The sequence below is a fragment of the Opitutus terrae PB90-1 genome (assembly GCF_000019965.1).
Classification (GTDB): Bacteria; Verrucomicrobiota; Verrucomicrobiia; order Opitutales; family Opitutaceae; genus Opitutus; species Opitutus terrae.
Genome location: NC_010571.1, coordinates 3,094,584 through 3,119,040 on the forward strand (window position 1 = coordinate 3,094,584; position 24,457 = coordinate 3,119,040).

Sequence of the window (24,457 nt, forward strand, 5' to 3'; positions counted from 1 at the left end):
CGGAAGGTGGGCGTCGCCATGAGGCGTCGCCGCGTCAAGATCACGGGCATCGGTCCGGTGACACCGGCGGGGGTGGGATGCGAGTCCTTTTGGCAGGGGATCACGCAGCCCGTCAGTCGCGTGCGCCCATTCACCGCGCTGGGGGCGGAACACGGCCCGATCGCGGCGGCGTTTCTGGAACGGTTTAACGTGGCGGAATACGTGAAGCCGACGCCGGCCCTGCGCGGTGCGGCGCGACACACGCTCTTCGCGGTGGCGGGCACGGCGCTGGCGCTGACGGATGCGGGGCTCGCGCTGGACGAACTGCGCACTGCCAACAGCGCGATCGTCACCGGCACGTCGGTGATGGACTTCGGCGGGATTTGCCGCACGGCGGATTCGGTCCACAAGTTCGGCGCGAAAGGCGCGGATGGGCGCGTGGTGTTCACGACGAACGTGGCGGCGGTCGCGGGAACGATCAACCGGGTGTTCGGACTGGCGGCGCGCACGATGGCGCTGCAGAGCTCCTGTTGCTCCGGGTTGGACGCGATCGGCCATGCGGCGGGACTGATCGCGCGCGGCGAGGTGGACATCGCGCTGTGTGGCGGCGCCGAGGCGCCGCTGCACCGGATGCCGATGCTGGAGTTGCGCGCCGCGGGGCTCGCCCCGCAGAGCGACGAAGGCGCGGCGCGGATCGGCCGGCCGTTCGATTTGTGGCGCACGACGGGCGTGGTGAGCGAAGGCGCGTGCCTGTTTGTGCTGGAGCCGGAGGAGAGTCCGCGGGCGGGCTACAGCTTCGTGGCGGGCTATGCGCACGCCAGCGACGCGGCGACGGAGCTCTGCGGCGGAATGGTGCCGGCGATGCGGCGGGCGCTGGCGGATGCGCGGCTGCGACCTGCGGCGATCGATGCGATCAGTGCATGGGGGCCGGGCCATCGCGAGATCGACGCCGCGGAAACGCGCGCGTTGCAGCAGGTCTTCAACGGCGCGCTGCAGGACATCCCGGTCGTCTCGATCAAGGGTGCAATCGGCACGCCGCTCGGCGCGTCGGGGGCGATTCAAGTCGCGGCGGCGGCGCTGGGCCAGCGCGCAGCCGTGGTGCCGCCGACGGCGAACTGGGAGTATCCAGATCCCGCTTGCGAGCTGAACCTGAGCGCGCGCGCGCGGGCCCTGCCTCAGGCGCGGGTGCTGGTCAACGCGCACGGGCTTGCTGGCGTGAATACCGCGGTAATTCTCGAGCGATGCTAGTCACGTCCGCGCTGCTGGCCGCGGCGATCAGCGTCATCGCCGCCCTCCTGATCCTGTGGTCGAACCCGGCCCGGAACGTCAATCGCGCCATTTTCAGCTGCACGCTGCATCTGGCCGCGTGGCTGTTCTGCCTGCACCTGGCCTTTGTCCTCGTTCCGGGCCTGCCGTGGGTGCGCCTCGCCTCCGCGGTGGGCACGTGGCTGCCGATGCATTTCTGGATCGTGAAGCAGACGATCGTGATTCCGCCGGGCGAGTATGGCCGCGGCTGGCTGCGGCGGCACTGGGCCTGGATTGCGCTCTGCTCCCTGCTGGCGGGCGTGTGTTTCACCACCTGGTTCGTGCCGGCGCATTCGACCGGGACGAATCGGATCTACGGCTGGGGCTACTACGGCTACATTGCAGTCAACCTCGGGCTGTATGCGTTTCTGTTGCGCGACGCCTGGGTGGGCACACGCAAGCTGAGCGGCGTGCGCCGGCTCGAGCTGCAGGTCTGGTTGCTCGGTGGATGCTCGACGGCAGCGGGCATCCTCGCGCTGATGAGCTTGAGCGCATTGACGCACGACCGCTCCTACGTGCGGTTGCAGCCGCTCGTGGTGCTCTTGTTCTACGGCGCGACCGCCTACGCGATCACCACGCACCGGATCCTGAATGCCCGCCAGCTGCTCATGGTCGCCGGCAGCCGGCTGATGCTGGTGATGGTGGCGTCGGCGGTGGCGTTCCTGCTCGATCGGGCGCTGTCCGCCGTGTTCTCGGACGTGGTGGCGCTGCTGATCACGACGGGCGCCGTGCTGCTGCTCGCGGCGGAACTCAACACGTGGCTGCAGCAAACGCTGCGACTCTATCCGCAGGCGGGCGCGGCGCGGCTGGCGGCGTTCGAGATCGCCCGCCGCGAAATGGAAATCGCGCGACTCCTGCCGGCGTTTTCCCGGCTGATCAAAGGGTGGGGGCAGACCGAGCGCACCCTGCTGGCTTTCGGGGAAAAAGATCTGCTCTCCGGCGATGGTGAAGCGATCGCGGACGGCGCCGCCGTGCGTGCGCTGCGCGCATTGCGCTGGGCGACGCCCGAACGGCTGGCGCGCGAACGCAACAGCCCGGACCGCGCCGAGCTCGCGCGGCTGCTGGAGGAGCGGCGGCTCGGCGTGGCGGTAATCGCCGAAGGGCCGACCCTGACGGCGATCGTTGGCGCCGGCGTGCCGGTCTCGCGCCGGCCTTTTACGTATCCACAAGTCTCGCATCTGGTGGAACTCGCGGCGATCATGCAGGCGGCCATCGAGCGCGCGCATTTCTCGGTCAAAGCCCAGCGCGCGGAGCAGCTGGCGACGGTGGGCCTGATGGGTGCGGGGCTGGCCCACGAAATCCGGAATCCGCTGGTCACGATCAAGACCTTCGTCCAGCTGCTGCCGAAGCACTATGATGATCGCGCCTTCCGCGAAAAGTTCACCGGGCTGATCGGCGATGAGGTGACGCGGATCGATCACCTCACCGAGCAGCTGCTGGATCTGGCGTCGCCGCGCGCCTACAGCCCGCAAAACATCGAGCTGCATGCGGTCCTCCAATCGGGTCTGGAACTCGTGTCCGGCAAGGCGCGTGATCGTCGCGTCGAGCTTCGCCGAGAGCTGGATGCGGCGCCGGACCGCGTGCTGTCGGACGCCGCGGCGGTGAAACAGGTGTTGCTCAATCTGTGCTTGAACGCGATTCAGGCGATTCCGTCCGATGCTGCCGAGCGCTGGGTCCGCGTGGCCACCCGGCGCGTGGAGCGCGGCATCGAACTGGTCGTGGAGGACAGCGGACCGGGGATTCCCGCGGAAATTCGAGCGCGGTTGTTTCAACCTTTTCAGTCCACGAAATCGTCGGGCTTCGGGCTTGGATTGGCGGTGTGCAGTGACATCGTTGCTCGCTTGGATGCGACGATCGTGGCGGATCCGGCGCAACCCGGACGCGGCGCGACGTTCCGCGTGGTGTTGCCATGTCCAGCCTCGTGATTTTCGCCACCTTTGACCCGGCTCTCGCCGAGGCGTGGGAACGGCAGCTGCCGCCGGGCCGCCCCGCGCTGCGGTTCGACAGCCGGCGCTGGGGTCCGGGCCCGGCGCCGGGCTTTTCGGCGGTGGTGGTGCTCGATGCGGCGGCAGAACATTCGTTGCCGGCGGCGCTCGCGAGTTGTCCGACAATCTACGTCGGCGAGCCGCGCAGCGTGCCGTTCGAGCAGGCGCGGCTGGCGGGCCGCGCACGGATTTATTTGTCGTATGAGGACAGCGCGAGCCGGTTGCGCGAGCTGCTGCCGCTGCTCGAGGAACTGGCCGAGAAGCAGAGTCTCGTGGAGTTGTTGACGGAGAAGGCGCGGCGGCCCGAGCCGATCCGGCCCGCACCGCGGCCGACCGTGCACGATACGCTCGAGCTGTGGGATTTTCTCGAGGGGGCGATGGAGAGCCTGCACGACCGGCAGCGGCTGCTGGCGGAGTTTCGGCGCGCCGCGCGCTTCTGGCTGCGAGCTTCGCACGCGATCTTCTTTTTGCGGGAGGCGGACGAATTTCGCGCGGATCGGGAAGCGCTGGCGTTCGCGCCGGACGACCCGCTCGTGACGTACTTCGAAACCCATCCGGCGGTGGTGGACGGCACGAAATGGGTGGGGCCGGTGGACGCCGTCGCCGAGCTGGCGGTGCGCAATCGCATGACGCTGTGGGCGGCGCGGCTGTTCGTGCCGATTCACGACAACGCGCGGCTGCTGGGCCTGATCGCGTTTGGCGTGCGGGACGACGGACAGCCGTACGACGAGGCGGACCAGGCGCGGGGAGTTTTTTTCGCGCGGCTGCTGCGGCATTGTCTGGAGCAGGTCGACCAGCTGGCGCGGCTGCACCGGTTGGCGGATCAGGCGCGCGTCGGAGCGAAATATCTGCCCGCGACGCTCGTGCTCGGACCGGCGGAGGAGCCGCCGCGGCACGTGCCACTGATCGTCCGTGAGCTCATCGGCCAGGCGCGGCAGACCCGCGAATCCTGCCGCCTGCCCGCGAGCGCCGGTCAGCCGTTTCGCGCTGCGGCGGGTCTGATTGCCGAGACCGGCGGCGTCTGGGCCTCGTGGGAGGAGGCGAGCGACGAGGTGCGCGAGCGCGTGGAAGCGCAGCGGAGCGCGCGGCGCGAGTTGCTGCGCGAGCTGGCGCTGACGCTCAGCCACGAAATCGGCAACGCCCTCGTGTCACTGGCGACGCTGCGGCAGCGACCGGCGGAGCCGCCGCCGCCGGCGGGACTGCTCGCGACGGTGAAGGCCGACATCGCGAAACTGGAGGCGTTGAACGCGGACCTCGAGCGGATGCAGGCCTTGCATGAATCGGATCCGGCGCCGACGGACTTGCGCGAGGTGGCGGACAAGATCGGGCGCGAGCTGGGGCTGGCGGTCGAGGTCGCGGCTGAGCCGATCGTACTGCCGGTTTTTCCAGCTTTGGTGGAGTTCGCGCTGCGGGCGCTGATCCGGACGGTGGCGGAGAATCGCGGCGAACTCGGCGCGCGGGATCTCACGCTGCGCGTGCGCGGCACCGGCGCGGGTACGGCGCTCACGGCGTTGTTTGCCATCAAAGGCCGGCCACTCGAGCTCGAGGGAATCCTGCCGTCGGCGGCGGACAGCACGGTGCCAAACCAGGGACGGCTGGCGGTATTTCTGGCGAAAGAAGTGCTGCGGCTGCACCATGGCGAGATTCACGCGGGGCCGGGGTTGGAAGGAACGGAAATCCTGCTTTCGCTGCGCGGAGTGTGACGGCGAACTTGCGGAGGAACATGAATCTGGCGGAGCAAATGACCCGGTGGGCGGAGCGCCAGCGTTCCGTGAACGCGCTGTGGCTGATCGGTTCGCAGGTGCGGGCGACCCGCGACGTCGTGGAGCGCGCCGATGCGCAGTCGGATTGGGACTTCCAGATCGTCACGTCGCTACCGGAGCGATTCGCGACGGCCGCGTGGACGAGTGAGCTCGGACTGCGGGTGGTGAACTACGCGGTACGTCGGGCGGCGATCAGCGGCCTGCCGAAAGTCGCGGTGCGCTTCGCCACGGCGGAAGCGGATCTGGTGGTGCTGCCGGCGGGCCGGCTGCGATTCGCGCGGTGGGCCGTGCGGCTTGGGTGGCACCGGCGCTCGGCAGGATTGCGACGGAGCCTGCAGGATCTCGCGGTGGTCATCCGACCTGGCTGGAGAATGCTGAAGGGCGGGCCGGCCTGGCAGGCGTTTTGTGAGCGGGTCGTGGCCGAGGTGCCCGATCCGCGGCTAAGCGATGCGGCGGCGCGCAATCTCGCCGAGGGGTTCGTGTGCGATGCGATCTGGGTGGAAAGGAAGATCGACCGCGGTGAGTGGCTGGCCGCGCAACGGATGCTGCACCGGTCGCTGGCCGAGACGAATTTTCAGCTGTTGCACGAATTGAAGCTGCGTTGCGGCGAGCGGAGTTTTCCCGAGGCGCGGCGCGCTGAGCGGGTGCTGCCGGCGGCGGAGCGCGCGATGATCGCGGTGGCGGCGCGGCCCGAGCCTGGCGACTTGCGGGCCGCGCTGGAAATGAGTGCTACGACCTGCCGCGCGTTGATGCAGGCGCTCGTCGGCGCCACGTGGCAGTGGCCGGAAACACCGTAACACCCCCGCGCGCGGACCTGGCCTGCGCGGCCGATCCACGCCGGGTGAACAAAGCGACCTCCGGCGCCTATGTTCGTATTGCGAACATTGGTCGCGCGTCAGCGCGACTGGAAAAGTTCGGCGATCACGTCCTCGAGCGGGACGTCCTCGATCGTGATGTCGGCGACGGGGCCGGTGCTGAGCACTTCCTGGGACACGGCGACGACTTTGTCGCCGGGCACGGTGAGCGTGAACTTGCCGTCGGGCGCGCGCGAGGTGGTGCCATGCTGCGACTGCCACGTGTCGGGAAAAGCCGCGGAGGCCACCTCGGCGCCTTCGGCGAGCGCGGGCACGAAGGAGATGATCTTCTTGCGGGCGCCGCTGGACGTCTCGAGCCGCGCGAGCGCGCCGTCGTAAATCTTGGTGCCCTTGTGGATCACGATCACGCGCTCGCAGAGTTCCTTGATGTCAGCCATGTAGTGGCTGGTGAGCAGGATGGTGACGCGGTGACGCTGGTTGTACTCGCGGAGAAAATTGCGCACCGCTTTTTGCGACACCACGTCAAGGCCGATCGTGGGCTCGTCAAGAAACAGCACGCGCGGCCGGTGCAGGAGTGCGGCGATCAACTCCATCTTCATCCGCTCGCCGAGCGAGAGCTCGCGCACCATCACGTTGAGTTTGTGGCCGACGTCGAGCAGCGCGACGAGTTCGTCGAGCGTGGCCTTGAATGAGTCGGCCGGCAGCCCGTAGATCGCGCGAATGAGGTGGAAGGATTCGATCGCTGGCAGGTCCCACCAGAGCTGGTTTTTCTGGCCGAGGACCAGGGCGAAGATTCGACGGTAGGCGTTCTCGCGCTTGCTGGGATCGAATCCGCCGACGCGTGCGGTGCCGCTGGTCGGATAGATCAGGCCGGAAAGCATTTTCAGCGTCGTGGTCTTGCCGGCACCGTTCGGGCCGAGGAAGCCGACGAACTCGCCCTCTTTGATGTCGAAGCTCACGTCCCTGGCGGCGGCGGTGTCCTCGAACTGGCGGTGGAAAAGCCCCTTCACTCCGCCCCAAAACCCGGGCTGCTTTTTGTAAGTGCGGAAAACGCGGGTGAGTTGGCGGACTTCGATCATCGGTGCGGGCGGGGAGTGAACCACGAAAGGCATGAAACGCACGAAAACAAATCGCTGCCACGACGGCGGATTGGCGCCCCCGTGGCACCGGCGTCAGCGCCTCCGGCGCCATTTCGCTACACCAACGATCGAATCCGCGAACCGGGAGGCACGGCTTGTTCCAGCGCGTGGATGAAGCCGTCGATGGGCTGGTAGTTCGCGATCACGGGTGAAACCCCGAGAGCGCGGAGCTGCGCGGCAGGTGCGCCGGTGCCGACACCGATGAGCGGCCAGCCGAGCTCACGACAGGCGCGCGCGTCCCAGACGCCATCGCCGACGTAGATGATCTGCTCGAACTCAGCACAGCCGTAGTGACGCGTCGCGCGGGCGAGCGCCGTCTGCATGATTTCGATGCGCGGGTGGCATAGGTCGCAAAACGCCGCCGGCACCTGTTCGCAGGGGATGGAGGCGCGCGAAAGCTTGTGGCGGGCGGTGAGCTCCCAATCGCCCGACGCAATGGCGATCGCGTAGCCGTGCTCGCGCAGCCAGCGCAGGCAGGCGGCGGCGCCCGGGATCTCACGCGTGCAGCGACCGGTTCGCGCGGTGACTTCATCCATCACGGCGATGAGCCGCAGTTGGACGGAGCGGGCTTCCTCGGCGGTCGGCGCTGTGCCGCGGGCCCGACGGGTGATTTCCTGCAGCCAGAAGGCAGAGCTCGCGTGGGTGATCGATTCCCAATCGAGGTCGACCGGCGGCAAGCCCAGTGCCTGTTCGATTGCGAGCAGGTAGCAGTTCTCGTCGAGCGAGAAGCTGTCGGTGAGCGTCCCGTCCATGTCGAACATCACGAGTTTCATCTGGAGGCGGTGAGCGGAACCGAGCGCATCGGTGCTGGCAATGCCGGAGCGCGTGAGAGGGATGTGAATTGCCTGCGCCACGCCCGACGCCGGGCTGTCTCGCCCGCGCGCTTGTGCCGTCCCGCGGTGCCCGATGACCGATTCGGTGTTACAGGTGTAACACGGAATCGGTCACTCCCGTCGACCGGGTCGGGAGGGGGAGAGCGGGTCCGATGAGCGCTTTCGACACAAAAGTGTGTTGCAGGTGTAACACTGAATCGGTCGTGCGGCAGGCGGGCTCGAAAGGGGTTAGGAGAGCGCCAATCTCCTTAGCGGCGTACGCCGCACGGTCGGCGCGTCACGCCCATTGCGGATCCGGCGCGGGCGTCAGAACCCGTCATCGAGAGGAGCGGCAGCCAACTCAGGTGCGGGCAAGGGCAACTCCCCCCGTTGGCTTCAGGCGCTCCCGAGTTTCCGATAGTCGAGCGTCGTGTGGCTGATGTAGCCGGCAGCGACGGCGGCGCGGTCGGTCAGCGCGTCCTCGACGGACATCTCTTCGCCGTGGCTGAAAACGAACGTGTGCGTGCCATCATCCGCCGCGGGACTGAACAGTCCGGGCACGATCACGCGGGCCGGCACGGTGCGACGGACCTCCGAGTCGGGCCGGATCGCGACGGGGAAATTGATATTGTGGACGGTGAAGCTGCGCAGCGGCGTGGCGTTGAGCAGCTGCGGCGTCAGCGCGGCGGCGTGACGGGCGGAGATCTTGAGAATCGCGTAGAGCGCGGGATCGGGCCGAAAGCCGTTGGCTTTGAGCCGATCGTAGAGCGCCGTGGACATATCCTGCGAAAACGCCACCGCCGGGAGGCCGTGCAACGCGCCTTCCCACGCGCCGGCGATCGTGCCGCTGGCGAGGATGAAACCGAGGCTGGCGTTGAGTCCGACATTGATCCCGCTCACGACGCCGTCGATCAAGTCGGGACTGGCGTCCTGGGAGGAGAACTCCGGGCGATCCGCCAAGGTCGGCAGCAGGTGCGCGAGCGCGATGTTGACGCAATCGCTCGGCGTGCCGTCGACGATCCAGGTCGGACAATCGAACCCGCGGTCCACCAGCTCGCAGTGCACCGCGCGGTGCCGCGACTTGCCGGCGCCGACCCAGCTCTGCTCGCGCTTGGGCGCGGCGATGGCTAGAACGTGGCCGGCAGCCTGCAGCGCATGGACCAGTTCGTGCAAGAAGACGCTGTTGATTCCGTCGTCATTCGTGACCAGCAGGCGCATGGGGAAGGATAGAAGAATCGCAACCTGCGGGGGAGGACGAGGAAAATTCACCGGCCGGATGGGCAGGACGGGAGTTGGGGCGGATGGCGCTTGCGTGGAGCGCGGGCGTCCCCGGCCGCTTTCCTAAGCCAATTCCGCCACAGATCGCGGTTGGCCTATGAACGGCGAACGTCGACTCGAGAGACTCCGAGCGTCGATCGGTGCGGGCCAGTTGCCCGCGCTTCGAGGAGGGCTGCGATGAGTTCGGCGAGCGAGCGCCGGGCGGTCGGCTAATAGTTGCAGGGACGAGGATCGAATTCGGTTGGAGGCTCGTCAGGCGCGAGTGCGGCTTGCTTGTTTTCTCCGACGTGGTCCTCGCTCTCCCAACTTCCCTTTCTGGTAGGATACGCCTGGCGGCGACGCGTGGTGCGCTCGCGGCCGGGATTCTGGCCGGCTTCGCGCCGCCTACAGGTTTGCACGCCGCCGAGCCGCTGCCAAAGCGGGTGTATCATGCCGTCGCACTCAGCGGTGCGGCGCCGGCGATCGACGGGAAGCTCGATGATGCATGTTGGCAGCAAGGCGAATGGGCGGGAGAGTATCGGCAACGCGAACCGTTCGAGGGGGCGACGCCGAGCCTGCCGACTGAATTGAAGATCCTCTACGATCACCGGAATGTCTACGTGGCGATCCGGGCGCACGATCCCGAGATCACGCAACAACCGCGGCTGCTGGGGCAGCGCGACGAGTTTTCCGGCGACATGGTGGGCGTGGCGTTCGACAGCTACCTGACGCGCCGCACTTCGTTCGAGTTCGATGTCACCTCGGGCGGATCGAAGATCGACCTGGTGTTGCGCAACGACGGTTCGGTCGACACGAGCTGGGATGCGATCTGGGACGTGAAGGTGGCGGTCACGCCGGAGGGGTGGAGCGCCGAGTATCGGATCCCGCTGAGCCAGCTGCGCTATTCGAAAGCAGGCGAGCAGGTGTGGGGATTGCACAGCTGGCGCTGGATCCGGCGGAAGCAGGAGGAGAGCAACTGGCAGCTGATCCCGATGGACAACGGCGGCGTCGTGCACGCGTTCGGCGAGCTGCGCGGAATCCGGAACCTGCCGCCCTCGCGACGAATCGAATTGCTGCCGTATCTGGTGGCGAAGTCGGAGTCGTTGGCGAAGGAGGTGGGCAATCCCTATCGCGCGAAAGACGAAACCTCGCTCGAGGCGGGGCTCGACGCTAAGCTAGGACTCGGCAGCGATTTCACGCTCGATCTCACGTTGAATCCGGACTTCGGCCAGGTGGAAGCGGATCCGTCGGAAATCAACTTGAGCACGGTCGAGACGTTCTTTCCGGAGAAGCGGCCGTTCTTCATCGAGGGGAAGGCGATGTTCGACTACGGGATCGATTCGGACCTGCCGTTCTACTCGCGGCGGATCGGCGACGGGCCGTCGCTCGCGACCGATGATCTGCCCGGCTACGTGAAGATGCCGGCGAGGAATCCGATCCTGAGCGCGGAGAAGATCACCGGGCGGACGGCGGGTGGGTTCTCGCTGGGGCTGCTCCATGCGCTCACCGGTCGAACCGAAGCGAGGATCACGGAGCTAGGCAGCGGCGAACGGCGGGTGGTGGCGGAGCCGCGGGCGAACTACGTGGTGGTGCGAGGGCAAAACGATTTCGCCGGCGGCGACACGATCGTCGGCGGGATTTTTACCGCGACGATTCGCGATGGCAGCGACGAGGAACTCGCGCTGCTGGCGCGGCAGGCGGTGACCGCGGGCGCGGACGTGACGCACTATTGGAACCAGCGGACGTATTTCGTGGAAGCGCGCGCGCTGGCGACGCAGCTCGAAGGATCGCCGGCGGCCTTGGCGGAGTTGCAGCAGAATCTGGTGCACAACTACCAGCGGCCGGACGCGGCGCACATCGAGTTCGATCCGGAGGCGCAGGAGCTGACCGGACATGCCGGTCGGGTGCGAGCGGGGAAGAGCAGCAACGGCCACTGGCGCTACAACGGTGGCGTGAGCTGGCGTTCGCCGGGTGTGGATTTCAACGACCTGGGCTATCTCGCGACGGCGGACTTCGCCGAGTATGCGGCGCAGCTGCAGTATTATTCCGCGGAGCCGGGCCGCTGGTTGCGGCGGCGCGACGTGCGGCTCCGCCCATCCATCACGAAAAACTTCGACGGTGAAACGCTGGAGCATGAGCTGACCCTGACGACGGAATGGGCGGGCATGCGCGGCTGGTATGTCTGGGCGGAGACGGAAGTGGAGGCGGCGCGACTGGACACGCGGGTGCTGCGCGGTGGGCCGGCGCTGCGGCGGCCGAATCGGTTTCCGTTTTGGATCTATGCGGAGAGCGATGGCGCGCGGAAAACCCAATTCAAGATGAGCGCCGGCGGCGCGAAGCTCGCAGGGGAGGGGTCGTCTTACTACGAGTTTGAACCCGGGATCGTGCGGCGGTTTGGCGATCGCGTACGCGCAGATGTGAAGATCGGTTTCTCGGAAAGCCGCCAGGAGCGACAGTACGCCGGGCAGACAGATACGCCGGCGGGCACGCGCTATGTGATGGGGCGGATGGATCAGAAATCGCTTTGGGCGCAGCTGCGGCTGCAGGCGAATTTCTCGCCGACGCTCTCGCTGACGTATTTTGCGGGGCCGTATGCGTCGACGGGGCGGTTCGACCGATTCAGCGTCGTGGCGCGGCCGCGCGCAGCGGACAACGACGACCGGTTCGAATGGCTCGACACGACGCGGGCCGATGCGGATGGCTACACGGCGCGCTGGCGGACCGAGACGTTTCGGTTCGATGATCCGGATTTCGACTGGCGCGAGCTGAACTCGAATCTGGTGCTGAAGTGGGAATTCCGGCCGGGCTCAACGCTGTATGCGGTCTGGTCCCAGCACCGCGGAGACGATCGGGATTTAGGAACGTTCACGTATGCCGACGAATATCGCCGGCTGCTCGAGACGCATCCGGACAACACGTTTTTGGTGAAGATGAGCTACTGGTTCTCGATCTGAGAACCAGCAAGGCGCGCGCAGACGCTTGCGTGGGAGCGCGGGCATCTGGTGGAGTGACATAAATCCGCTTACACTTTTTCGCACCAAGCCGGGTTCGTTTGTCTTGAAGAGGAAGCCATGAGGCTTGGGGAGGGTTGAGGGAGGGGCGCAGCCCCTCCCTCACCTGAACCTACGAACGGGGACGAGGCCGGATCTGGTTAGCCGCGGGTCGATCGTGCCCAGCAGGAGGGAATCGAAGTGTACGCGGTAAAGCTGCCGGTAAGGGGTGAACGCCACGGTCAGGCCAACGAAGGCCCGACCGATGTGGCGATGGCTGCCGTCCAGCTTCACGTAGCCGTGAGGCCTGACCCGGCGAGTGACGCAGCCGAGCGGGTACTGTGGCGGCACGAGTCGGGGCAGCAGCCGGGTGCTCGGGCGGTAGAGGCTGGCCGGAGTGCGTCCGGCCAAACCCTCATGCGGACGGTCGTGGTTGTACCGGCCGCACCAGCGCTGCAGGCGTCGGACTTGCGCGCCGTAGGAGCGGGACACGGGCGTGGCGGCCTCGGCCTTGAGCATGCGGTGCATCTGCTCGTGAGCGTTGTTGTCGAGGCGGCGTTTGCGGCTGACAAACTGCACTTCGATGCCCAGCCGCTGCCACCATAGGCTCAGCGCGGTCAGGCCATACGGCCCGCTGCCGCAAAACGGCGTGCCGCGGTCAACCCGAATCGCCTGCGGCACGCCGAAGCGGCGGAACAGCCGCGCGAACACGCGGCGGACCACCGGCTCGCTCTGCCGGGGCACGGGATGGGCCGTAAGCATGAAGCGGCTGTACAGATCGCGCACCGTTAAAGCCAAGATCCACGCTCCGTCTTTGGTGTAAAAGTCTCCCTTGAAGTCCGCGGTCCAGACCGCGTTCACTCGCTCGGCGAGCACGGTGGCGGGCCGCCCCGGTCCGGCTCTAAGCTTGCGACGTCGCTGGTGCACGCGACCGGCGGCTACCAGCCACCGGTGGAGCGTCCGGCTACACGGCACTCGCTCGCCGGGATGCGTCCGCTCGAGCCACCACCGCAACTTGGGCGCACCCCAACTGGGCCGCGCCTGACGCGCGAGCAACACGCGCGCGTGCCACCGCGCCAACGCCTGGCTCACCTGTTTGGGGCGGCCCGGTTGTCGCGCAACCAGCCCGTTTACCCCCTGAGCCACATACCTCGCCGCCCACTTGTAAGCGGTCGTGCGGCTCACGCCAAACCGCGCGCACAACGCGGTCACCGACACCGTGCCTCGCGTCATCTCCCGAGCGAGAGCCTGACGCTGCTGCTCCGCCGTTTTGATCTTCCAGGGCATCGCACCCCAGAAAAAGTGTCAGCGGATTTATGGCACTAAGTGTAAACGAATATGTGGCACTGTGCCTCCTGCCCGCAGGATCGATCCGGAACGGCCGGGGCGACCGCAGTCGCGCGGAAACGGCAGGCACGGAGGCCTGCCGCTACAAAAAAGCGCCGGTCGGGAGACCGGCGCTGGAGAGACGGAGGAACGCGACGAGGGCGTCGCGTCCCCATGGCTGGTGATTACTGCGCGGGAGCGGCTTCGCTGCTCTGCTTCTGCGCTTCGAGTTCCTTCATCGCGGCCTTGCGGCTGAGGCGAACCTTGCCGGAACGCTCGTCGATGCCGATGCACTTCACCGTGATCGAATCGCCCATCTTCACCACGTCCTCAGTGCGACGGACACGGAAGTCGGCCAGCTCGCTCACGTGGCACAGGCCCTCGTTGCCGGGGGTGCACTCGACGAAGCAGCCGAACTCCTTCACGCCGGTCACACGGCCGGTGTAGATCTTGCCGACCTCGATCGCGGGGCCCTTGCTGCCGCCAGGACCGCCGCCGCCACAGAGAGAGTCGATCTCCTGGATGGCGCGGTTCATCGCCTCGGCGTTGTTCGAGTAAACGAACACCTTGCCCGAGTCGTCCTCGGCGATGTCGATCTGCGCACCGGTCGTCTCGGTGATGCGGCGGATCGTCTTGCCACCGGGCCCGATGAGCAGGCCGATCTTTTCCGGATCGATCTGGATCGTTTGGATGCGCGGGGCGTACTTGCTGAGATCGGCGCGCGGCGCGGGCAGCGAGCCGAGCATGACCTTGAGGATTTCCATCCGGGCGTCGCGTGCCTGCATGATGGCGGTCTTCGCGATCTCGAAAGGCAGGCCGTTGATCTTGAGGTCGAGCTGGAAGCCGGTGATGCCCTTGCTGGTGCCGGCGAGCTTGAAGTCCATGTCGCCGAAGTGGTCTTCCTCACCGAGAATATCGGTGATCGTGACCCACTTCTCGATCGAGCCGTCGGAAGCGTTCTGGGTCATCAGACCGCAGGAGATGCCCGCGACAGGCGCGATGATCGGCACGCCGGCGTCCATCAGCGACAGACAGCCGCCGCAGATCGAGGCCATCGAGGTCGAGCCGTTGGAGGCCATGATCTCGGACACGACGCGGATCGAGTAGGGGAACACATCCTCGGGCGGTAGCACCGGGACGAGCGAACGCTCGGCGAGTGCGCCGTGGCCGATTTCGCGACGGCCCGGACCGGTGAACCGGCCGGTTTCGCCGACGGAGAACGGCGGAAAGTTGTAGTGGAGCAGGAACGACTTCGACTTCACGCCGCCGGTGAGGGCGTCGAGATCCTGCGCATCCTTGGTGGGACCGAGCGTGGTGAGCGCGATGTTCTGCGTGTCACCGCGCTGGAACATGGCGGAGCCGTGCACGCGCGGGAGCACGCCGACCTGCGCCTGCAGCGGACGGATGTCCTTCTGGCCGCGGCCGTCGGCGCGGACGCCGCGTTCGAGCACCGTCTTGCGGTAGGCCTTGTATTGGAGATCCTCGAACACGACGTTCAAGTCGACGTCGGTGAACTTGCCTTCGCCGAGTTCGGCGGTGAGCGCCGCTTTGGCCTCTTCCTTGAGCAGCTTCACGGCGTTGGCGCGGACGGCCTTTTCCTTGCCGAAGATCGCTTCGATCAGCCGCTCGGTCGGGACGACGCGCTCGATGATGGTGCGGGCCTCGGGCGTGGCGCCGACGAGCGGGAACGTGCCCTTCGGCTTGCCGCACTGGGCGACGAGTTCCTTGATGGCTTTGAGGATCGGCTGGATCGACTCATGGCCGAACGCCAGCGCCTCGATGAAGCGCTCTTCCGGGATCTGGTCCGCGGAGCCTTCGATCATCAGCATGTCCTTTTCGTTGCCGACGTAGATCAGGTCGAGCGACGAGGCGAACATCTGGTCGATGGTCGGGTTGGCGACGAACTTGCCTTCGATTTCGGCGACGCGGACGGCCGCGATCGGGCCGTTCCACGGAATATCGGAGATGGCGAGTGCGGCGCTGGCGCCGTTGACCATCGAGATGTCGGATTCGTTGACCAGATCGGCGGAGAACAGCTGGCCGATGATCTGGACCTCATTGAGGAAACCCTCGGGGAAGAGCGGGCGGCACGGACGGTCGCAGAGCCGGGAGGTGAGGATTTCCTTTTCCGACGGACGGCCTTCGCGCTTGAAGTAACCACCGGGGAAGCGGCCGGCGGCGGCGTATTTTTCACGGTAGTCGACCGTGAGCGGGAACCAATCCTGGCCCGGCTTGGTGGTCTGCGCGACGCAGGCGGTAACAAACACGTTGGTCTCGCCGACCTGGACATTGACGGCGCCGTTGGCGAGCTGGGCGATGGAGCCGGTGGAGAACGTGATCCCCAACTCGGGGACCGTGACGGAGTATTTCTGATTCATTCTATCGATTCGTTTCGGATCGGATGCTGTGTCTGCGGATAGGAACGAGCCGGGCCAGCAACACACGACTGGCGGCAACTCGGGTCCCGCAGGTGCGGGACGGCAGCGGCATGGAGCCACTGCGGTGGGGTTCTGGTCGAACTAGGCGACAACCCGCTTCGTCATCCCCGCTCCAACGCGAGAGATTTCCGTTTGGTGTCTGGCGGGTAGGGCGGATTATCCTTAATCCGCCGCGGCGCGTTAAGGATAACGCGCCCTACCTGGCAACAAACGGAAATGTCCCGGTCGGAATCGAGTGTCGGAAAAAACCACGGGCGACCCGCGGATCGGGTCGCCCGTGTGACTGAAAGGGTTACTTGCGGAGGTTCAGCTTCTGCAGGAGTTCGGTATACTTCGGCAGGTCGTGCTTCTTGAGGTAATCGAGGAGCTTACGACGACGGCTGGCCATCTGCAGCAGACCGCGGCGCGAGTGGAAGTCCTTGCGGTGCGTGCGCAGGTGCTCGGTCAAGTGGTTGATCCGGGCGGTGAGCAACGCGACCTGGACCTCGGACGAGCCGGTGTCTTTGTCGTGAGTCTTATACTGAGCGATGATTTCGGGTTTAACGACGGTCGTGGACATGGTTTATGGGTTGAATTTCACGATTGTAGGGAGCCTCGCGGCTCCGTGCCGCCCGCTTCGCCTCGACCGTAATCGCGGCTTTGCCGGCGTCACCGTTCCAATCCCGCGGGAGCGGGACCAATCATGGTGGGAGTCCGCAACCGGCGGACTTCCACTGACGCAAGGGCGAGACAGTCTGGAATCAGCCGGGATGGAGCAAGCGCAAATTTCGTGAAGAAAGTTTGCGGATGCGAAGTGGCTTAAATGCGGTCGCGGTGGCGCGGGCGTCTCGCCCGTGGACGGCGTTTCCGACTTCGCCTGGTAAGGCTACGACAGGCAAGCCGCGCCGCGATACGCTGGCAAAAGATGCGCGCCACAGACGGGCGGGACGCCCGTGCCGCACCAGCGCCACTACCCCGCGCGCAAATTCAACGACTTGACGCCGCCGCAGCCGGGCAGTTGGCGGATTCGCTCCACAATCTGCTCGCGGTGATGGAACAGCTCGTTCCGCACGACCGAGTGGCTGGTGAGGACGAGCAGCCGGTTGCGCTCAATGCTCGCGGCATGCGAGTAGCTGGCGTTGGCGGCGCCGACGATTTCGACCCAGTGATCGCGGATCGTCTGCTCCGCGGATTCCTGGCCGATGTGATACTTGGTGACCAGCTGCTCCACGACCGACTTGAGGTCCTGCGTGGGGCGTTTGACCGAGCGACGTGGCTCCGCCGAGCCCAAGCCGCGCAAGTCGCCGACGAGCTCCTCGGCGAGTTTGCTGAGCTGACGTGGCGGCTCTTCGGGCATGACAGAAGCAGTAAGCACTAGGCGGAAAGCTGAAAGCGGAAAGCGCGGGGCTTGACGTGTCGGGGCGCAGGCTTGCTGCGCCCGAGGACTCCCACGCTGAACGCCGAGCATCGAAACACCGAACTCAAATCCAGAACCCGGAGCCGAACGTGCGGGCGAGATGCCCGCGCTCCCAGGCTCCCCCTACACAACCTACAACCCGTTGCCGATCGTCGCGCCGACATTCTGCTGATCGTAGAGCGACTTGTAGAGTTCGTTGCCGGCGTAGAGTTCGGCGTGGGCGCCGGACGCGACGATCTCGCCGCGGTCGAACACGAGGATCATGGTCGCGTCGCGGATCGTACTAAACCGATGCGCAATGATCAGCACGGTCTTGCCCACCACGAGCTTCTTGAGTGCCTCCTGAATCATCTGCTCGCTCTGCGAATCGAGCGCCGAGGTCGCCTCATCGAGGATGAGGATGGGGGCGTTGCGCAGGAACGCGCGGGCCAGCGCGAGCCGCTGCTTTTGTCCGCCCGACAAAAGCGCGCCGCGCTCACCGACGGTCGAGTCGTAGCCGTCGGAAAAGCTGCGGATGAATTCGTCGGCATGCGCGTCGACGGCCGCGGCGACGACTTCTTCGCGCGTGGCGTCGGGCCGGCCCAGCAAGAGGTTGTTGTAGATGGTGTCGTTGAACAGCACCGGGTCCTGCGAGACGATCGCGATGTTGCGGCGGAGGTCCGCGAGCCGGAGCGCGCGCACGTCGTGGCCATCAACGGTGACACGGCCGGCACCCACTTCGTAGAAGCGCGGCACCAGGTTGGCGAACGTGGTCTTGCCGGCGCCGCTGGGACCGACCAGCGCGCAAACCGTCCCCGCGGGGATGGTGATCGAAGCATCGCGCAGCGCCGGCTCGCCGCCATTGTAGGCGAATGTCACGTGGTCGAACGCGATGTCGCCGCGGAGCCGGGTGATCGGCACGGGAGTGGCCGGATCGGCGATGGCCACGGGGGCGTGAAGGACCGGCTCGAGCCGGTCGAGAGCGGCCGCGCCCCGTTTCAGATCGGTGTTGAGATAACCGAGCTTCTTGACCGGATCGTAGCACATGTAGAGCGCCAGCAAGACCGCGGTGAGGTCCGTGAGGGTGACGCCGCTCTCGTAGGCGAAGATGAGCGTCAGCGCGATGCCGCCGGCGGAGATCACCTCGATGATGGGATTCAGCGCCTGGGCATACTTCACGATCTTCAGCTGCGCCGCGAACAGCTCGCGGCTCGTGGCGTGAAAACGCTGCGTGGAGCGCTCTTCGAGTCCGAAGGCGCGCACCTCGCGCACGGCGGCCAGGTTTTCGGTGACCTGCGAGGACAGCGAGCCGATTTGCGCCTGGGCCTGATGGGCGCGGCGGAGGACCTTCCGCGCGACGAACCGGATGGGGAATACGCAGAGCGGCACGATGGCGAGGCACAGGACGGCGATGCCGACGTTGCTGTGGAACGCGGCGTAGATCACGAAACCGACCGCGGCGACCAGCGTGAGCGGGTGCTTGATGCCGTCGTTGGCGAGCGCGGTGATGACGGTCTGGACCTGTTGCGCGTCGTTGATCACGCGCGAGGTGAAATCACCGGCCGCGTGTTTTTGGAGTTCGGCCAGCGGCAGTACCTGGAGTTTGCGGAAATAATCGAGCCGGATGCCCTCAAGCACGCGCGTGCCGATGAATTGGAAAAGGTAGGAGCTGAAATAGCCCGAGATGCCGCGGAGGAAGAACACGGCCGGGATGATCATGGCCAATCCGGCAATCTCCATGACCGTGAGGTTGCGGGCCTCGGCCTCGAAGATCGGCTTGAATACGATCTGCAGCATCGTGGGCAGACCGAAGCCGCTCGCGGCGGAATAGATGCACAAGCAGAACAGCGCCAAGATCAACTGCCCGCGCAGCGGCCGCAGGTAGTGGAAATAGGGGCGGAAGCGTTGCATGTGGGCGAAGGATCAAACGGAGCTTTCGGGACGTGTGCCAACCCAAAGTTGCGGGGGAATCGGTGCGTGGCACGGGCGTCCCGCCCGTGTCGCGTGATCAGGAGCCTTGCTCAAGCTGGCGGCGCGGAGCGCCGTCCACGGGCGGGACGCCCGTGCCACCTCCGAACCTCAATCTTTCGACGAGCGCACGTCGAGCGCGTCGCGCAAGCCGTCGCCCAGGAAGTTCAGCGAAAACAGCGTGAGCGAAAAAATCCCGCCGGGAAACACCAGCAGCCACCAGAACTCCTCCATCTTTTCCGCGCCGTCCTTGATCAACACGCCCCACGAGCTCATCGGCGGTTGCACGCCGAGTCCAAGGAAACTGAGGAACGCCTCGAGCAGCATGACCGCCGGAATCGTGAGCGTCGCGTAGACGATGATCGGGCCGAGGATGTTCGGGATCATGTGGCGGAAAATGATCCGGCGCTTGCCGAAGCCGAGCGAGCGTGCGGCCTCGATGAATTCCATTTTCTTGATCGAGAGCACCTGACCGCGAACGATCCGCGCCATCGTCAGCCATTCCACTGCGCCGATCGCGAAGAACAGCAGGAAGATGTTCCGACCGAAGAACACCATCAGCAGGATCACGAAAATCGTGAACGGCAGCGCGTAGAGGATGTCGACGATCCGCATCATCACGATATCGGTCTTGCCGCCGAAGTAGCCCGCGACCGCGCCGTAGGTGACGCCGATCGTCAGCGCCACGAACGTCGCGACCAATCCGACCGTGAGCGAGATCCGGCCGCCGTAGAGCACGCGCGAAAAGAGGTCACGGCCGAGCGTGTCGGTGCCGAGCCAGTGCGCGGCACTGGGCGCCATGGCGCCCAGCTCCAGGTTCTGCTCTTGGTAGGATTGCGCGAACAGCGGGCCGAACGCGCAGAGCAGTGCGAGCACGAGCAGCACGCCGGCGCCAAAGACCGCCAACCGGTTTTTCCGCAGCCGGTGCAGCGCATCGCTCCACAACGACGAACCCTGCTCGAGCTGGTCGGGCGCGAGCTCGGCGGAGGGAAGAGAGGCGGGAGAAAGGGAACGCATCAGAAGGAAGCCCGCGAATCACGCGAATCGGCGCGAAAGTGAAAGACAGCCGGATCGTTGAATCGCGTGTGGACGATCAGCACCGGCGATGACTTTGTTCGCGTGCATTGGCGTGATTCGGGGGGTGGTTCTTCACTCGAACTTCAGCTTCGGGTTGAGCCAGACCTGAACGACGTCGACGACAAGGTTCATCGCGACGACGAGCACCGCGTAAAGGATGACGGTGCCGAGTACGAGCGTGTAGTCGCGGTTGAAGGCACTGTTCACGAATTCGCGGCCGAGCCCGGGAATCTGGAAAATCGTCTCGATGACAAACGAGCCGGTGAGAATGCCAGCGATCGCCGGCCCGAGAAACGACACGACGGGCAGGATGCCGCCGCGCAGCGCATGCCGAAAGATTACGCGGGCTTCGCTGGCGCCCTTGGCGCGCGCCGTGCGAATGTAGTCCTGGTGCAGCACCTCGAGCATGCCGCCACGAGTGAGACGCATGATGTAGGCCGCGTAAAAGAATCCGAGCACGAGCGAGGGGAGCACGCGATCGACCGGTTCATACCAGCCGGACGCGTTGACCCAGCGCAGCTGGATCCCGAAGAGCAGAACCAGCAGCGGGCCCATGACGAATGTCGGCACGCAGATTCCGATCATCGCCGACGAGGAGGCGAGGTAGTCGAGCCAAGTGTTGCGCTTCACCGCCGCCAACACACCGAGCGGCAGCCCGATTCCCAGCGCGACGAGCAACGACCACGCGCCGAGTTCGAGTGAGGTGGGGAGCTTGTCGGCGATGATCTCGTTGACCGTGCGGTTGGGGTATTTGAAGGACGGCCCGAGATCGCCGTGCAGGAGGCTGCGGAGGTAGTCGAGATATTGTCGGTGCAGCGGTTGATCGAGTCCGTAGTGGGCCTCGAGGTTGCGCAGCACTTCGGGCGTGACGGCTTTTTCCGCGGTGAACGGACCTCCGGGTACGAACCGGATCATGAAAAACGTCGCCGTGATCAGGACCAACAAGACCGGGATGGTCTCGAATAGGCGGCGGGCGATGAAACGGAGCATGGCGTGAGCCTCAAGCTGTAAGCGGAAAGCAAAAGGCGAAAAGCTCAAATGCGGCCTGCGAGCGGGGGCTGCTCGCGTTCCGTTTGGCGTGTGTCCTCGTAGTCCTTCTCCCGCGCGAGATCCCTGCGCTCCCGCGGCCGGCCCCTACAGGTGGGCGCGACCCGCTCCGCCTACTCGCGCTTTCCGGGGCGACGGCTGCGCAGCAGGTGATCCAGCAGGCGGGCGCGTGGCGCGACTTGCGGCAGCACCGTTGGCGAGGGAGCTTTGGTGGGCGGAGGGACCGCGGCGGTTGCCGGCGCGGAACTGCTGAGGACCTGCCCGCCGGTAGCGGAGCGGGTCCCGCCGGAATTGTGACTCGCAGGTTGCTCCGACAGGATGGGCGCGGATTCAGAGTCGGTGGATTCAGCCATGACCGGTCGAATCGAGACAAAGCCGTCGCCTTCCTGGACGTTGGGCCTGGCACTGGGAAATGCGCCCGCATTGTAGCCCGCGCGGTCGATCCGGACGTGGTCCGCGAGCGTGCTGTCACTGCGGGTTTCGGCAACCCGCGTCCACTGTGTCGACAGCGCCTGGGTGGTGGCCGGATCAATTTCCGGATGCATCATCCAGCCTCCGACATCGGCGGCAATGCTCGCGGCCACCGGCGAAGCGTGCGCCGCTTTGCCGCCGCGCGCGGAAAGCATCAGCTTGATGGGCTGGGGCAAATCCGACGAACCGGTCCACACCAGCGAGGATCCCCCGCTGCCGCCCAGCAGTTGGTGCGGCGCGTTGGCGGGAGCGCCGCGACGGCCCACGACGATCTTGAGGAGGTCGCCTTTCTTGAGAGAAAACATGCCGCTGAGTCGTGCGCCTTTCGCCCCGGAGTCGACTACGGTGGCGCCGGCTTGAGCGCCAGCGGCTTCAATCGCATACATGCCAGGCATCTCCACGCGATAGGTCTGGATGGTGCCGGTAGCGGAAAAGACGATGGTCGCGGGCTTCATCGAAGCGCGGGCTGGGGTGAGCTGACCCTGTGGACGAACGCCGTTGGACTCAACACAAAGCGTGAGGGCCGGAACGAAACGCGGTGGTGACGCGCGTTGCCCCGACGCATTGGTTTGGGGGAGCTGAACGCGTCAGCGTTTCGACGAGAGCTTGGCGGCTTCCACTACACCAGCGGCTTGAGGGCAAGCCGCTCCACCTGGCGCCGCGGCACCCTTGTCGCGGTTTTCGCCGAAGACGCGACGAGGGCGTCGCGTCCCCATCAGTCAGTTTACGCCGAGCCGCGCAGCCGCTGGATTTCATTGAACAGCCAGGCGCGAGCGTAGGCCCAATCGCGCTTGGCGGTGCGGACCGAAATGCCCAGCACCTCAGCGGCCTCTTCGAGCGTGAGTCCGGCGAAGTATTTCTGTTTCACGAGTTCGGCCTTGCGGGAATCGTGCGCGGCGAGGGCTTCGAGAGCTTCGTTGATCAACAGCAACTCCTCGTCGTCGGCCTCGGGAGCGGCCACGTCGAAGCCGGTGGCGCTCGCGCTCACTTTCGCGAGCGAGCCGCCGTGACGCTCCGCCTTTTTGCGTCGGGCATTGTCGATCAGGATACGCCGCATGCTCTCGGCGGCGGCGGCGAAAAAGTGGGCGCGATTGGCCCACTGCGGCTGGGCGTCGCCGCCCAATCGCAGCCAGGCTTCGTGCACGAGGGCGGTCGGCTGCAACGTCTGCCCGCCTGCTTCGGCCGCCAGGCGGGCGGCGGCGAGCCGGCGCAGCTCGGCGTAGACGAGAGGCAACAGCTCCTCGGCGGCGTGGGCGTCGCCTTGTTCGATCCGCTGCAGCACGCGCGTGATCTCTCCGTCCTTCACGCGCCACAGCCTGAGCGCGCGACGGGCGGATGTGAAGCATCGGTTGCGGACTATAGCCGGGGTCGCTGACCCCGGCGGCCGGCCTCAGCGAGGCCGGCTACAGCACAGATTTCGCGCGTCTGGCCCCTTTCGCGCGCGAATCGCGCTTTGAAAGGCATGAGCATTCTCGAGCCGCTGCCCATTGCCACCGCCGGAAATCCAACCAGCGAAGAATTAGCGTCCGCCTTGTTCACGGCTTCCTCGCAGCCCCGGACCGGCCGGCACTGGCTGCGCCGTTGGATCACGTGGCTGGGGCACCGGCTCACGGAACGGTGGATCCTACTGCAACGGGAGAGCACCCGGAAGCGCGAGATTCTGCACGGCATCCGCCTTCGCACCGCCGAACTCGAGACCAAGAATGCAGCTCTCTGCGTGGAGATCGGACGGCGGGCGCGGGTGGAGCACGAACTGCGCGCCGCCAAAGAGACGGCAGAGGCGGCGGACCGCGCGAAGAGCCTGTTTCTGGCGTATCTCAGCCACGAGATCCGGACGCCGGTGAACGGAGTGATCGGAGTGGCGAACCTGCTCCGCGACACGGCGCTGAACCCTGAGCAGGCGGAGCTGGTTGAGACGCTGCAGGTGAGCAGTGCGGCCTTGCTCGCGATCCTCAACGACGTGCTGGATCTCGCGAAGATCGAATCCGGGCGGCTGGTGTTGGAGCGAATCGATTTCGACCTCGTCGAGGAGCTGCAGCACGCGATGATGCTGCACGCGGACGCCGCGGCGTACAAAAAACTCGATCTCTCGCTCGAAATCGACCGTGCCGTGCCGACGCGGGTGCGCGGCGATCCGCTGCGACTCCGGCAGATCGTGCTGAACCTGGTGGGCAATGCGGTGAAGTTCACCGAGCGCGGACGCGTGGTGGTGAAGGTGCGTTTCGATGGACCGACGGCCGAGGGGCTGCAGCTGCGCTGCGAGGTGATCGACACCGGCATTGGCGTGCCGCGATGCGCGCAGGCTTCGCTGTTTCAGCCGTTCGTCCAGGCCGAGTGCTCGACGGCGCGCCGCTACGGCGGCACCGGCTTGGGGCTCGCGATTTGCAGGCGGCTCGCCGAGCTCATGCACGGCGAAATCGGCGTCACCAGCGTCGAGGGCTGCGGCTCCAATTTCTGGTTCACGGTCGAAGTGCAGCATGTTACCGCGGAAGCCAGTCAGCTGCGCGAGTGACTGCGCGCTCGCGCCATGGTGTGGTGAATGTCGCCACGACGACGGACGCGGCGGTAGGGCGGGGTCTCCTGCCCCCGCCGCATTCTGCGACCCGGCGAGGTCGGGAGACCCCGCCCTACAATCGTGCCTGCCCGGCTTTCTGCGTGCGGCTCGCCGGCCCAGATCGAGCCTTGTCATAAAGCCAGCCAATTGTTACAT

General features: G+C 66.1%; 18 protein-coding genes. 6 read left to right on the top strand and 12 right to left on the bottom strand.

Features of this window, described 5'->3' with window-relative positions:
• The first annotated feature begins 18 nt into the window (after nt 1-18).
• Genes OTER_RS12195 through OTER_RS12210 form a run of 4 tightly spaced genes read left to right on the top strand, consistent with a single transcriptional unit; the run spans nt 19 to nt 5,829 of the window.
• Nucleotides 19-1,227 carry a beta-ketoacyl-[acyl-carrier-protein] synthase family protein gene (locus OTER_RS12195; protein ID WP_044891743.1) on the top strand — a complete coding sequence of 403 codons (1,209 nt, stop codon included), beginning with the start codon at nt 19-21 and terminating at the stop codon, nt 1,225-1,227.
• On the top strand, nt 1,221-3,209 hold the full coding sequence (locus OTER_RS12200) for a sensor histidine kinase (protein ID WP_012375226.1): 1,989 nt from the start codon (nt 1,221-1,223) through the stop codon (nt 3,207-3,209). The genes OTER_RS12195 and OTER_RS12200 overlap by 7 nt, the downstream gene beginning before the upstream one ends.
• Nucleotides 3,194-4,972 (top strand): hypothetical protein, encoded by a 1,779-nt coding sequence (locus OTER_RS12205; RefSeq protein ID WP_044891744.1) that lies wholly within the window; start codon nt 3,194-3,196, stop codon nt 4,970-4,972. The genes OTER_RS12200 and OTER_RS12205 overlap by 16 nt, the downstream gene beginning before the upstream one ends.
• Before the next feature lie 20 nt (nt 4,973-4,992).
• Nucleotides 4,993-5,829, top strand: coding sequence for a hypothetical protein (locus OTER_RS12210; RefSeq protein ID WP_012375228.1), 837 nt, complete (start codon nt 4,993-4,995; stop codon nt 5,827-5,829).
• A 98-nt stretch (nt 5,830-5,927) separates the two neighbouring features.
• Here OTER_RS12210 and OTER_RS12215 read toward each other — a convergent pair whose 3' ends face one another.
• From OTER_RS12215 to surE, 3 genes are all read right to left on the bottom strand, one after another.
• The gene (locus OTER_RS12215; RefSeq protein ID WP_012375229.1) at nt 5,928-6,926 is read right to left on the bottom strand and encodes an ABC transporter ATP-binding protein; all 999 of its coding nucleotides are present in this window, start codon (nt 6,924-6,926) and stop codon (nt 5,928-5,930) included.
• A gap of 116 nt (nt 6,927-7,042) precedes the next feature.
• Nucleotides 7,043-7,759, bottom strand: a complete 717-nt coding sequence (locus tag OTER_RS12220; protein WP_012375230.1) for an HAD family hydrolase — start codon at nt 7,757-7,759, stop codon at nt 7,043-7,045.
• 435 nt (nt 7,760-8,194) lie between these two features.
• Nucleotides 8,195-9,016 (bottom strand): 5'/3'-nucleotidase SurE, encoded by an 822-nt coding sequence (gene surE / locus OTER_RS12225; RefSeq protein WP_012375231.1) that lies wholly within the window; start codon nt 9,014-9,016, stop codon nt 8,195-8,197.
• A gap of 347 nt (nt 9,017-9,363) precedes the next feature.
• Here surE and OTER_RS12230 point away from each other — a divergent pair, with 347 nt between their 5' ends.
• Nucleotides 9,364-12,009 carry a DUF5916 domain-containing protein gene (locus OTER_RS12230; RefSeq protein ID WP_012375232.1) on the top strand — a complete coding sequence of 882 codons (2,646 nt, stop codon included), beginning with the start codon at nt 9,364-9,366 and terminating at the stop codon, nt 12,007-12,009.
• A gap of 159 nt (nt 12,010-12,168) precedes the next feature.
• On the opposite strand, the gene OTER_RS12235 is transcribed toward OTER_RS12230, so the two are convergent.
• From OTER_RS12235 to OTER_RS12275, 9 genes are all read right to left on the bottom strand, one after another.
• Entirely contained in the window at nt 12,169-13,332 is a 1,164-nt protein-coding gene (locus OTER_RS12235) for a helix-turn-helix domain-containing protein (protein ID WP_012374564.1), read from the bottom strand.
• A 224-nt stretch (nt 13,333-13,556) separates the two neighbouring features.
• Nucleotides 13,557-15,749, bottom strand: coding sequence for a polyribonucleotide nucleotidyltransferase (pnp, locus tag OTER_RS12240; RefSeq protein WP_012375233.1), 2,193 nt, complete (start codon nt 15,747-15,749; stop codon nt 13,557-13,559).
• Between the two features lie 352 nt (nt 15,750-16,101).
• A complete protein-coding gene (gene rpsO, locus OTER_RS12245; protein WP_012375234.1) occupies nt 16,102-16,368 on the bottom strand; it encodes a 30S ribosomal protein S15 in 267 nt (88 codons plus the stop codon).
• 390 nt (nt 16,369-16,758) lie between these two features.
• Nucleotides 16,759-17,145, bottom strand: a complete 387-nt coding sequence (locus OTER_RS12250; RefSeq protein ID WP_012375235.1) for a DciA family protein — start codon at nt 17,143-17,145, stop codon at nt 16,759-16,761.
• A 192-nt stretch (nt 17,146-17,337) separates the two neighbouring features.
• On the bottom strand, nt 17,338-19,095 hold the full coding sequence (locus tag OTER_RS12255; protein ID WP_012375236.1) for an ABC transporter ATP-binding protein: 1,758 nt from the start codon (nt 19,093-19,095) through the stop codon (nt 17,338-17,340).
• A 168-nt stretch (nt 19,096-19,263) separates the two neighbouring features.
• Nucleotides 19,264-20,169: an ABC transporter permease gene (locus OTER_RS12260; RefSeq protein WP_012375237.1), complete on the bottom strand. Its 906-nt coding sequence runs from the start codon at nt 20,167-20,169 to the stop codon at nt 19,264-19,266.
• 132 nt (nt 20,170-20,301) lie between these two features.
• Nucleotides 20,302-21,219, bottom strand: a complete 918-nt coding sequence (locus OTER_RS12265; protein ID WP_012375238.1) for an ABC transporter permease — start codon at nt 21,217-21,219, stop codon at nt 20,302-20,304.
• Between the two features lie 170 nt (nt 21,220-21,389).
• Nucleotides 21,390-22,202: a glycine-rich protein gene (locus tag OTER_RS12270; protein ID WP_012375239.1), complete on the bottom strand. Its 813-nt coding sequence runs from the start codon at nt 22,200-22,202 to the stop codon at nt 21,390-21,392.
• 269 nt (nt 22,203-22,471) lie between these two features.
• Nucleotides 22,472-23,053, bottom strand: a complete 582-nt coding sequence (locus OTER_RS12275; RefSeq protein ID WP_012375240.1) for an ECF-type sigma factor — start codon at nt 23,051-23,053, stop codon at nt 22,472-22,474.
• Nucleotides 23,054-23,209: 156 nt separating this feature from the next.
• Between OTER_RS12275 and OTER_RS12280 the strand changes: the two genes are divergently transcribed.
• Nucleotides 23,210-24,259 (top strand): ATP-binding protein, encoded by a 1,050-nt coding sequence (locus tag OTER_RS12280; protein ID WP_012375241.1) that lies wholly within the window; start codon nt 23,210-23,212, stop codon nt 24,257-24,259.
• Nucleotides 24,260-24,457: the final 198 nt, after the last annotated feature.